The organism is Corynebacterium sp. (assembly GCF_030535495.1).
In the GTDB taxonomy this organism is placed as follows: Bacteria; Actinomycetota; Actinomycetes; order Mycobacteriales; family Mycobacteriaceae; genus Corynebacterium.
Map to the genome: position 1 here is coordinate 1 of NZ_JAUNRW010000067.1, position 12,018 is coordinate 12,018.

General features: G+C 67.1%; 9 protein-coding genes. 5 read left to right on the plus strand and 4 right to left on the minus strand.

Going from position 1 to position 12,018, the window contains the following annotated elements; translation table 11 throughout:
- Window position 1: 1 nt before the first annotated feature.
- Entirely contained in the window at window positions 2–418 is a 417-nt protein-coding gene (locus Q4F73_RS08605) for a hypothetical protein (protein WP_303358943.1), read from the minus strand.
- Window positions 419–505: 87 nt separating this feature from the next.
- Here Q4F73_RS08605 and Q4F73_RS08610 point away from each other — a divergent pair, with 87 nt between their 5' ends.
- The 4 genes from Q4F73_RS08610 to Q4F73_RS08625 all read left to right on the plus strand — a co-directional run bounded on the left by Q4F73_RS08610 (window position 506) and on the right by Q4F73_RS08625 (window position 7,128).
- Window positions 506–913, plus strand: a complete 408-nt coding sequence (locus Q4F73_RS08610; protein ID WP_303358944.1) for a GNAT family acetyltransferase — start codon at window positions 506–508, stop codon at window positions 911–913.
- Window positions 914–978: 65 nt separating this feature from the next.
- Window positions 979–3,174, plus strand: coding sequence for a DEAD/DEAH box helicase (locus tag Q4F73_RS08615; protein ID WP_303358945.1), 2,196 nt, complete (start codon window positions 979–981; stop codon window positions 3,172–3,174).
- A 134-nt stretch (window positions 3,175–3,308) separates the two neighbouring features.
- On the plus strand, window positions 3,309–5,219 hold the full coding sequence (locus Q4F73_RS08620; RefSeq protein ID WP_303358946.1) for a hypothetical protein: 1,911 nt from the start codon (window positions 3,309–3,311) through the stop codon (window positions 5,217–5,219).
- Between the two features lie 37 nt (window positions 5,220–5,256).
- The gene (locus Q4F73_RS08625) at window positions 5,257–7,128 is read left to right on the plus strand and encodes a hypothetical protein (protein WP_303358947.1); all 1,872 of its coding nucleotides are present in this window, start codon (window positions 5,257–5,259) and stop codon (window positions 7,126–7,128) included.
- 67 nt (window positions 7,129–7,195) lie between these two features.
- Here the strand turns inward: Q4F73_RS08625 and Q4F73_RS08630 are convergent, their stop codons facing one another.
- The 3 genes from Q4F73_RS08630 to putP all read right to left on the minus strand — a co-directional run bounded on the left by Q4F73_RS08630 (window position 7,196) and on the right by putP (window position 9,998).
- Entirely contained in the window at window positions 7,196–7,681 is a 486-nt protein-coding gene (locus Q4F73_RS08630; RefSeq protein WP_303358948.1) for a DUF2269 domain-containing protein, read from the minus strand.
- 42 nt (window positions 7,682–7,723) lie between these two features.
- Window positions 7,724–8,359: an HNH endonuclease family protein gene (locus Q4F73_RS08635; protein WP_303358949.1), complete on the minus strand. Its 636-nt coding sequence runs from the start codon at window positions 8,357–8,359 to the stop codon at window positions 7,724–7,726.
- A 70-nt stretch (window positions 8,360–8,429) separates the two neighbouring features.
- Window positions 8,430–9,998 (minus strand): sodium/proline symporter PutP, encoded by a 1,569-nt coding sequence (gene putP / locus Q4F73_RS08640; protein ID WP_303358950.1) that lies wholly within the window; start codon window positions 9,996–9,998, stop codon window positions 8,430–8,432.
- 194 nt (window positions 9,999–10,192) lie between these two features.
- Between putP and Q4F73_RS08645 the strand changes: the two genes are divergently transcribed.
- The coding region (locus tag Q4F73_RS08645; RefSeq protein ID WP_303358951.1) for an SNF2 helicase-associated domain-containing protein at window positions 10,193–12,018 on the plus strand (1,826 nt) is incomplete at its 3' end.

Genomic DNA, 12,018 nt, shown 5'->3' on the forward strand with positions numbered 1-12,018 from the left:
CCTACCTCTCCCCGCTGTAGTCCTCCAGCACCCCATCCACGTACTCGCCCACGGTCTTGCCCATGGACCCGCTCCAGATCTCGGCCATGCGCTGCATGGGCTCGATGATCTCGCCGTCCGGGTTGGTCAGTACCCATTGGGCGCTGTTGCCTTCACCGCGGACTCCCCATTCGAAGTCGGTGAAGTTGCAGATGTACTGCCCGAGCAGGGTGCCGAGGCCGACGACGCTGTGCTCGGCGCGGGGGCGGTCATCGGCCGGCGCGAGCTCCCATTTCCCGCGCGCGACCTGGTAGCCGAGGGTGAGGGAGCGGGTGTCTTTGGTGATGCCCTGTTCGCTGGCGATGTCCCAGTTCTGGTCGATCCAGCCCTGTTCTTCCTCGGTGAGCGGACGGATGCCGTTGGTGTGTCCCTGTTCCATGCCTCCCACGATACGGAGAAGGTGCAGGGAGGGGCGGGGAGGAACGGGGCGTCGATAAGCATGCTTGAAAGCACCTACACTGTTCGCATGATCATCAGCACCCTGCCCGAAGCCCGGATTCCTGAGGTCGTCGCCCTGTGGGAGGCGGCGCACCTGACGCGGCCGTGGAATGATCCGATCGCGGATGCAAGGAAGGCGCTGGAGACGGAGACGTCGACGGTGCTCATCGGTACTGACGGTGAGGAGATCGTGGCCTCGGCGATGGTCGGCTTCGACGGGCACCGTGGGTGGGTCTACTACGTGGCGGTGGCTCCCGATCGTCAGGGGCTCCACCTCGGCGCGGAGATCATGCACGCGGCGGAGGAGTGGCTTCGGGACCGGGGAGTGGGCAAACTGCAGCTGATGATCCGCGAGGAGAACCACGCCGTGCGCAGCTTCTACAGGGCGCTCGGATATCAGACCGAACAGGTGACGGTCATGTCCCTGCGCCTCTAAGTGCGACGGAGAACACCTGTGGATAAATGGTGTTCCCACTCATCCTCGCGTACTCTGGGCTGGCAATGAGCATTACCGATAACGCCACCGGCGGCGTGAACGAGCCGGATGACATGAATCTGTCGGAATCTCAGGAAAACCCGCAGGGTGACGCAGCGCAGGCTGCATCCGCCTCCACCGGGCCGCTGACCGTCGAGGACATTATTGATCCCGACGCACCGGCCCAGGCGGATATGGACACCAGGGACGCGGATACTTCTGAGGCCGCCGACTCCGAGAACGTGCAGAACGACAGCTCGGACAACGCTGACAACGAAAACACCAACAACGAAGCCTCAGAGGATAAGGGCACGGGGAACGGGTTCGACAACCTGGGCCTGCCCGACGCAGTCCTCAACGCGGTGAAGAAGGTGGGTTACGAGACCCCCTCCGCCATCCAGGCTGAAACCATCCCTGTGCTGATGCAGGGCAACGATGTGGTCGGTCTCGCCCAGACCGGTACCGGTAAGACGGCTGCCTTCGCGCTGCCGATCCTGGCCCGCATCGACATCGAGGACCGCTCCCCGCAGGCACTGGTCCTCGCCCCGACCCGTGAGCTCGCGCTCCAGGTCGCCGACTCCTTCCAGTCGTTCGCCGATCACCTGGGCAAGATCAGCGTGCTGCCGATCTACGGCGGCCAGGCCTACGGCATCCAGCTGTCCGGTCTGCGCCGTGGCGCCCAGATCATCGTGGGCACCCCGGGTCGTGTCATCGACCACCTGGAGAAGGGTTCCCTGGACATCTCCCGTCTGCGCTTCCTCGTCCTCGACGAGGCCGACGAGATGCTCAACATGGGCTTCCAGGAGGATGTCGAGCGCATCCTCGAGGACACCCCGGGCGAGAAGCAGGTGGCCCTGTTCTCCGCGACGATGCCCAACGGTATCCGTCGCATCTCCAAGCAGTACCTCAACGAGCCGCATGAGATCACGGTCAAGTCCGAGACCCGGACCAACACCAACATCACCCAGCGCTTCCTGTTCACCGCGCACCGCAACAAGCTCGACGCGATCACCCGCATCCTCGAGGTCACCGAGTTCGAGGCCATGATCGTCTTCGTGCGCACCCGCCACGAGACCGAAGAGGTCGCCGAGAAGCTGCGCGCCCGCGGATTCTCCGCCGCCGCCATCAACGGCGACATCGCCCAGGCGCAGCGTGAGCGTACCGTCGACCAGCTCAAGGACGGCCGCCTGGACATCCTCGTGGCCACCGACGTCGCGGCCCGCGGCCTGGACGTCGACCGCATCAGCCACGTGCTGAACTACGACATCCCGAACGACACCGAGTCCTACGTCCACCGCATCGGCCGCACCGGCCGTGCCGGCCGTACGGGTGAGGCGATCCTGTTCGTCACCCCGCGTGAGCGTCGCATGCTGCGTTCCATCGAGCGCGCCACCAACGCGCCGCTCGAGGAGATGGATCTGCCGACCGTCGACGAGGTCAACGAGTCGCGCAAGGAGAAGTTCGCCGACTCCATCACCGCCTCGCTCGAGTCGAAGCAGATGGACATCTTCCGCGCGCTGGTCAAGCGTTACTCCGAGGAGCATGACATCCCCATGGAGGATGTCGCCGCAGCCCTGGCCTCCCAGGCCCAGGCCGGCGAGGAGTTCCTCATGAAGGAGGCTCCGCAGGAGCGTCGCCGCGAGCGTTTCGACCGCGACGATCGTCGTGGGGGCCGTTTCGACCGCGATGACCGCGGCGACCGTGGCGACCGTGGCGAGCGTCGTTCCCGCTTCGACCGGGACGGCGACTTCACCACCTACCGTCTCGCCGTGGGCAAGCGCCAGCACGTGCGCCCGGGTGCCATCGTCGGCGCCCTGGCCAACGAGGGTGGCCTGACCAACAAGGACTTCGGCCGCATCACCATCGCCGTGGACCACACCCTCGTCGAGCTGCCGAAGGACATGGATCCGGCCGTGCTGGACCGTCTCTCGGACACCCGTATCTCGGGTCAGCTCATCGAGATCGAGAAGGACACCGGGCGCCCGCCGTCCCGCGATGACCGCGGCGACCGTGGCGATCGCGGTGGCTACCGTGGTGGCCGTGACCGCGACGATCGCGGTGGACGCGGCGGCCGGGGCGGTTTCCGTGGTGGCCGTGATCGCGACGATCGCGGTGGCCGCGGTGGTTTCCGCCGTGACCGCGATGATCGTGGCGATCGCGGTGGCTACCGTGGTGGCCGCGACCGCGACGACCGTGGTGGTCGTGGCGGCTGGCGCGACTAGCCTGAGCAACGTCACGTGACACCCCCGTGGCCCGGGATATTCCGGGCCCCGGGGGTGTCGGTGTGTTCGAGTGCGGCTAACGGCATGTTCGCTATCTGTGGTGGAATGGAGACACATCACCGAAGGAGACAGAAGTGAACCAGTTCGACGCGATCAACGCAGCTCTGCAGTTGATCAGCCTCCCGGAGGATCGGGCGCTGGCGCAACGCTGGTTCCTCCGCTTCCTGGTGGCCAACCCGCGTTTCAACGCCCTGCAGACCGCGGAGATCGCGTTGCAGGTCCGCTGCCGCTGGGGCATGGACGTCATCCGCGACAGCATCGACGAGGACTGGATCACCCGCCCCCTGCCGGCCACCCGCGCCGAATGGGAGGCCGACGGTTACCGCGTGCCCCGTGAGGCCCGCCCCCTGCTCATCACCGGCGACGACGGTCGGCAGCAGGAGCTGTACCTGCTTTTCGACGTCGACCTGGTCCGCGAGGACCTTGTCGGCGCCATCGATCACGAACCCGAGCGCGCGCTCGCCGCAGTGGGGGATCAGCCACCGGCGCTGGGACAGTTCGCGTTGCACCTCGGGGAGCGGGAGCGCCGGGCGTTCGGTGAACTGTGGAAGGTGTGCACCGTCCTGGACTGGGCCGATGTGGCGGCCGACGAGGAGAGGGTCTACCTCGGCCCGCTCGGCTGGATCGAGACGGTCTCAGCACCCAACGGGTGTCACCCGCACCAGACCCTGCGCACCGAGGAGGCCTGTTACTGCCTGCGGATCCACCCCGACGCCGAGGGACCGGAGATCGTCGACCTCGGCTTGTCCCTTACGGCCCAGCTGCTCACCACCTGGACGCAGGGTCGACGTGCGGGGGAGACGTCCTGCGGTCACGATGAGGCGCAGATTACGGACCTGGAGATCGGCATCGTGACCTGGGTGGTGGGCAAACGACTCGGTTTCGGGGCGCATCACGCCAACGTGGACACGTTCCGGTTCATCGAGAACCACAGCGACTTCCCCGCACCGAGCGAGGTGGACTGGGGGCGGATCGTGGAGACGGTCGGCATCATGGAGGATCTGCTCACCGGTGTCATGAACCCGGCGCTGCCCCGGCCGGGTGAACAGCGGCGTCTCACCGATGCCGTCGCCGGGCTGTCGCACGACCCCTATGGTGTCGTCGGGCGGGAACTGGCGATGCTTAAGGCCGAGGGTGACGGGGAGATCGCGGAACGCTGGGTGCTCGACTTCGTCGCGGAGAACCCCCGCTTCCCGCTGGGCACGGCGCTGGCCCTCGGGTGGCAGCTCTACCGACGCTGGGGTGACAGCGTGGCCGGCGATGCCCACCACCTGGACTGGATCGGCAACGTCAACGTCCGCACCATCGAGGACTGGGCCCTGCGCGGCCGGGTGCCGCGCCCCGAGGCGAGGCTGCTGGTGGCACCGGGCACCCACGGGCAGGAGATCTACTACCTGCTGCATGACGACGCCATCATCGCCGACCGCCTCACCGACCTGCAGACCAGAGGTGTGGAGCACCCGAGCGGGCTGCCGTTCCGTGCGGGCCCGTCGGATGCCGCCGCCCTCGACGAATTCGACGGGCTGGTCACCCCGCGCGAGAAGGAGATGCTGCGCAACCTGTGGCGCGGCCGCATCACGCCCGTCATCGTCACCGACCCCGAGGTGGAGACGGAGGCCTCCCTCAACCGCAACGCCCCGCCCTACTGGCTGCCCGTCACCGTCGAGGACGGCGTCAACCCCATGCGCGCGATCATCGAGAGCATTGCGACCTGGGTGCTGGCGTGGGAGCTGGGTGTCATGCACACCGCCCCCGTGGTGCGGGGCCGCTACTGGGTGGCGTCCCCGTGGGAGTCGGCCCTGGTGACCCACCTGGTGATGTGTCGCCTGGAGATCGACTGCGAGCGCTCGCACCTCGTCGAGGAGGCCCTGGCCCGCACGGAGACGGTCCCCGGGCTCATCCGGTGGGGCCTGGTCTATCATGCTGCCTCGGAAACCGAGGACATGCTGCGCGGATACCCCGCTGGTCCACCTGTTCTAATCTGAGCCGTGTCATGTCGGGGGTCCGTGCTGTGATGGCGGCATGACCGCGATCTTCGATGACCTCGACACCCGCATCCGATCCATCGACCACCCCCGGGCGCGCGCCGCGCTCGAGCGGTGGTTGTTCGCGTTCGTCTCCGAGAACCGTCGATTCTCCGTCCCAGAGGCGCTGCTTCTGGGGTGGCAGTGGTCGACGAAATGGAACATCGAGACCATCATCAGCGACAGCACTCAGGACTGGCTCCTGCACCCGGAACCGGCGACCCTGGCGGAGTGGGCGGCGGAGGGCTTCGTGGTCAACCCGGACGCGCTGCCGCTTCTGCTGCCGGCCGCGGACGGCGGCACGGTGGAGTACCACACCCTGTATGACACGGTCTCCGTTGAGGACGACGAATCCGAGGTGCGCCCCAGTGCCCGGCTCGAGCCGCTGCCCGCCCACCCGGAGGCCCACGACTACGCCGAGTTCGCCGGGCGAGTCGACGCACGCGGCAGGGTGATGCTGGGGCACCTGTGGCAGATCGGCACCGTGGTGGAGTGGGGCACCGAGTTCGAGGACTGCCTCCACTGGGTCAGGGAGGGATCGGTGGACCGGGTGTTACCCGCCCGCCCGGACATGCGGGGCGACGACTCCTTCCTGCGGTGCATCATCAACACCGACACCGCAGGGTGGGACGTGATGACGCTCGTCCTGCGTTTCCTGGCGGAGACCGCCGCGACGATGACCCTCGGGCGCCGGGCGCGACGTCGGGTCCGGGGTTACATCGGCGACCACACCTCACACCTGGAGCTGGGCCTGGCCGCGGATCTGGCACGGCGCCGGCTGGGGGTGGGGGAGTTCTACCCCAACGGGGATGTCCACCACTTCTGGGAGGAGGCCGATGAGGCTCAGCCCGCCGATGTGCGGTGGTGGCTGGTGTATCAGGCGGCCCAGCTCATCGAGGATCTGCTGCTCGGCCACGGGCCGGGTCCGGACCCGGATCCGGAGGTGGGCATCGCTAAGGATCTGCTGCTTTCGCCCCTGCCCTACATCAACGATCAATTGATGTCGCTGTGGCCGAACGACAGCGCGGCCGCCGCGACCTGGGTCCGTGACTTCGTCACCGCCAACCCGCGGTACCCCGTCCCGGAGGCCGCCCAACTGGCGTGGCAGTTGCGCGAGCGTCTGGGAGACGACCTGGACAGCGCCGACGTCGCCGAGTGGGCGGGCGAGGTGGACATCCGCACCGTGGAGGAATGGGAGGCGTGCGGATTCAGCCCGCGTGCCGGGGCGCAGCCGCTGTACTCCCTCGGCTCCCACGGGGGCGTCGTGCGGCATCATCTGCGCGATGACGTCGAGGTGGAGGACTGGTCGACGGCGCTTCTCGACGACACCCTCCGGTGGGAGCGCAATGATCCGGGACATCACCGCCCACCACCCGAGGGCACCCCGGCGCTGGTGAGCCTGGTGGGTCACGTCGACGACTATGAGCACGCGCTGCTGCGCAACGCCACGGAGGTCTGCCTCCATGTGGAGGTGGTCGACGTCGATGAGGACCTGGATCTGTGGAGCGGGGAGGGCGACGAGGAGATGTTCGTGCCGGTCATCGCGACACCCCTGCGCAGCGTCATGCGCATGGCGATGGACCGGCTGGTCAATGTCATCGTGGCGACCCAGTCCGGGACACTGTTGGACTCCGATCCGGTCGACGGTCGCTTCCCCGTGCCCTGCAGCCTGCTGGAGGAGGAACTGGCGGTCTACGTCGCCGCCCGACGGCTGGGGGTGGATCCCGGTGCGCTGAGCGTTGAGGGGGAGGCGATCGTCAGCGGCGGGGGTGTCCCGCCCTCCGACCTCGTGCGCTGGGGGCTGGTGCTCGATGCGGCGGACGCGCTGGAGGATGTGCTGCGCGGCTACCGCTGGCGCTCCTCCGATTAGGTGCCCCGGAATCGCGACAGGCCCCGCGTGATGAGCAGTGCTCGGCGGGGCCTGGGGCGGTGGTGGATCAGAAGGGGCTCCAGTACATGAGGATGAGCATGATCACCCACAGCAGCGCGAAGATGCCGCCGAACATGGACAGCTGCGACTTGGTCTTGGCGAACTTCTCCGCCGGGAGGACATCCTTCTCCGGGTCGTGGTCGGCGGCGTCGAGCAGACCCAGCGAACCCATCATCTTCTTCTGACGCGGGACGATGAGCAGCAGGAGGATCAGCCAGGCGATGACGGCCAGGGTGATGGCGATGTGGAAACGACCGTCGGACCAGTAGGCGGAGTCGGTCATCATGATGCCCACACCCAGCAGCGGCACCAGCGCGGCGAGCATGCCGTAGAGGGTGGTCAGCTTGTGCAGGACGGTGGCGGCGCCGGCGGCCTTCGCATCACCGGCCTGAGCCTTGACGGCCTGGGTCTGGAAGGTGGAGATGGCCACGGTGACGGGGCCGAGGAAGAGCACGGCCGCGAGGACGTGGAAGACGATGAGGATCGTGGTCATGCTGGTAAGCAGGCCTTTCGAAGTGAGGTCAGGATCGGTCGGTCACAAATCCAGGGACCACCCTAACCAGTCGCGGGTGATCACGTCCATTCGACAGGCGCGTGTCACCGACACTTTGTCGGAAACCGGCAGCGGTAGATCGTAAGTCGCCGCGACCCACAGCAGGCGCCGGGCGTACCAGCAGCGGGCACCGCGGTCCGCCGGCATCCACTCGGCGGGCAGGAGATCGGATTTGGCCTGATTGGCGCGGCGGGAGGTGACCACCAGGTTGCGGGGATCGTTGGCGAAGGCGGTGCGCTCGGCCACCGACCACCGGTGCGCGCCCAGGTCCCAGGCTGCTGAGAGCGGAAAAATGTGGTCGATCTCCACGTCCACCCCCAGCTCCAGGGTCTGTCCGGTGTAGGGGTCCCGGGAGAGTCCGCCGGTGACCTGGCAGGAGGAGAGGGTGGCGCCGGCGTCGATAAGCATCGTCTCGCGGACCGTACACCCGGCGTCCGTGGCCCACCCGGGGCCGAATTCGGCGCGGGTGTAGCCGAGGACGCGGGAACGCTGCGGGATCTCGGCGACCCGGGGCAGCAGAGCGGACGAAGCGGGCAGCTCGGGTTCATCACGTGGCGGGTGGGGCAGGGCGGTGGCCGCGGCGATGACGGTCGCCAGCGAAAGCAGGAGCAGATACATACGGAAGGGCCTCACACCAGAGTTGGACTGGTGTGAGGCCCGAAAGGTTCCCGCGGGGTGAGGAAAAGTCCTAGGACTCCTTCACCTCGGCGGCGGCAGCCTCGATGTCGACGTTCTCGTCCTCCTGGAAGACGGTGTTGAGCTTCGCGGCCTGCTCGAACTCGCGGGCGACGCGGGCCGGCGGCGGGGAGGTGAGCAGGGAAACGACGACCATGGCGATGGAGGCCAGGATGAAGCCCGGGACCATCTCGTAGATGATGTCGCCGAAGAAGTTGCCCCACACGAACACGACCACGGCACCGGTGACCATGCCGGCGATGGCGCCGGGGGTGTTGAGGCGCTTCCAGTACATCGACGCCAGCATGAGCGGACCGAAGGCGGCACCGAAGCCGGCCCAGGCGAAGCCGACCAGACCCAGGATGGTGTCCGAGGGGTTGATGGCCAGGGCGGCACCGATGACGGCGACGACAACCACGGCGGTACGGGAGAGGTTGATGAGCACGCCCTCGGAGGGCAGCTTCTTTGAGACGATCTTGTACAGGTCCTCGATGAGGGAGGAGGAGACGACCAGCAGCTGGGAGGACATGGTGGACATGATCGCGGCCAGCACGGCGGTGAGCACCAGACCCGCGATGAGCGGGTGGAAGAGGATGCGGCCCATGTCGAGGAAGATGGTCTCGAAGGCGGAGCGGTCGGTGACGGCGATCTCCGGGTTCTGGGAGAAGAAGACGGTGCCGATGAGCGCGGTGAAGGTGGCGCCGACGATGCACAGCAGCATCCAGCCGACACCGATCCAGCGGCCGACCTTGGCCTGCGCCGGGGAGCTCAGGGCCATGAAACGGACGACGATGTGGGGCTGGCCGAAATACCCCAGGCCCCAGGCGAGGTTACCGATGATCGCGGCCGCCGAGACTCCGGCGATCATGTTGAAGTAGGTCGGGTTGCCGATGCCCTCGGTGTAGGGACCGTAGTCGTTGGACGCGGCCCAGCTCCAGATGTCGGAGGGGTTGTCCAGCGCGATAAGCGCCATGACCGGAACGATGATCAGCGAGGCGAACATGATCATGCCCTGCACGGCGTCGGTGTAGGACACCGCGAGGAAGCCGCCGATGAAGGTGTAGGCGACGGTGACGGCGGCGACGATGAGCATGCCGTTGAGGTACTCGCCGCCGAAGGTGGCCTCGAAGTAACGGCCACCGGAGACCATGCCGGAGGAGACGTAGAAGGTGAAGAAGAAGATGATGATGATCGAGGCGATGATGCGCAGCGCACGGGACTTGTCGTGCACGCGGTTCTCGAAGAAGCTCGGCAGGGTGATGGAGTTGTTGGCCACCTCGGAGTAGGCGCGCAGACGCGGTGCGACCCACATCCAGTTGGCCCAGGCGCCGATGAGCAGACCGATGGCGATCCACAGCTCGCTCATGCCGGTGACGAACAGCGCGCCGGGCAGGCCCATGAGCAGCCAGCCGGACATGTCGGAGGCTCCGGCGGACATCGCGGCGACGAAGGGGTTGAGCTTACGGTCGGCGAGGACGTAGTCGTCGTATTTGTCTGTCTTCGTGTAACTCCAGTAGCCGATCGCCAGCATCAGCGCCATGTAGATGATGATGGCGATGATGAACCACGTTGTCTCGGTCATCGTCGTTCCTTTCCTTGTTATGGGACGTCTCGAACGCATCGAACGTAGCCAGCCTGGAATGGTGGGCCCAACTGAACTGGCCCCCAGATTACTGTGAGCGGGATCATATTGTGGGGAGATCCTTGGAGTGACCTGCGCAGAGCCTGACTTTAACGAAAAGGTAACGATCGCCCATCGATGGTAAAAAGGTCTTTATGCCTTCTTTCCTCCTGCACGGTCTCTGGATGCCTTCCGGGCTCCATCTGTGGCTGGAGCAGGTGGAGGGACACCGGGTGGTGTTGCCGTCCTCCGTGCCGGAGGAACTGTTCCCCCCGGCCGCGCGTTCGCTTCTCGACGATCGCGCCTACCGCCACCGCCTCGAGGTCGAACTGCGCACCCCACGCGGTAAAAAGGTCTCCCTCCGGATCCCCACCGCGGCCTACGCCCCGGAGCACGCGGTCCAGGTGCTCAACCAGCTGTCGTTCCTGCTGCACCCGGGAGCCGCCGCCACCCGCCGCCAGCGCGCGTCGATCGCCCCGGATCTCATGTGGCTCATCCAGCTCAACGCCGGCCTGAGCCGCTTCGTGCAGGCCGGGCGCGTGGTGCCCAAGCTCGTCTTCGAGGACGGGCAGTGGTGGCCGCACTGGCAGCTGGCCTCCGGCCTGGGGGAGCGGGGCTGGCTGGCGGAGATGATCGCGGCCGCCCCCGGCATCCTCACCGCCAACCACAAGGGCATCGAGGAGATCGCCGATCACCTCGTGCACTGGATCGCCGCCGACCTACTGCAGGACCTGGCCACCTCCACCCGCCCCTACCCGTGGCACGACTTCGCCGACTCCCTCATGAACTCCACCCCGCTGCGCCGCGGTGGACCCACCCTGCTGCGCGCGATGAACAACTGGAAGGAGTCCATCACCGCGATCGATCTGCAGATGGTCTTCATCGTGGAGGAACCCCCGCGCGAGGATGAGCTGGCGGAGGCGGCCGGTGACCCGGAGGACGCCACCTGGCCGGTGCGCGTGCAGGTGCGCTCCGGCACCGATGCGCCGCTGCCCATCCGGGCCGAGGAGCTCGACCGCTCGAGCGTGGAGAAGCTGCGCAACGCCCAGCGGCAGGCCATCATCATCACCGACCTGCTCGATCCCGAGCAGCGCACCCGCCACGCCGAGCGCCACGAGGAACGCAACGGCGACTGGGACGTCTACCTCTCCACGTCCGAGATCGTCGACTTCATCAGCTCGGCCGTTCCGAAGCTGCAGGCCAGGGGATTCACCGTCATGCTGCCCAAGGCATGGTCGGCGTATGAGACCAAGGCGCGGCTGGAGACGAAGGAGGCCGGGGATGCGGCCACCGGGGCCACCCAGAAACACTTCGGCCTGGACCAGCTCGTGGAATACAACTGGCGGATGTCGGTCGGCGACATTGAGCTGACCGACGAGGAGATGAAGGAGCTGGTGCGCTCCAAGTCGGGTCTGATCAAGCTGCGCGGTGAGTGGGTCATGGCCGATACCTCGGCGCTCAACCGGATCACGACCTACATGGACGAGCTGGCGGCGACGTCGCGGAAGCGGCGTCGCAAAGAACTGGAGAAGGCCGCCGCCCTGGCCGAACGCGCCCGCGTCCTGGAACAACCCGGCTGGGAGGCGCTCGTCGCCGACGTGGAGCGCCGACGCGCGGAGTTCAACGCCGAACACGCCGGCCAGGAGGGCTTCGGTGAGGTGACACTCGCCGAACTGCGGCAGCTGGCGGTCGAGTCCATGGCCCAGGACCCGGTCGAATTCTCCGGCTCCACCTGGTACAGCTCCCTGCTCGGCGGGCCGGAGGCGCTGTCGGCCAGGGCCCCGGAGCGCATCGCCATCCCCGACACCGTCCACGCCGAACTCCGCGACTACCAGCGCCGGGGAGTGGACTGGCTGTACTGGATGTCGCGCAACAACCTCGGTGCGGTGCTGGCCGATGACATGGGGTTGGGCAAGACCCTCCAGCTGCTGGCGCTGCTGGCCATCGAGCTGGAACGCGGGGAGGCCACCGGCCCGACACT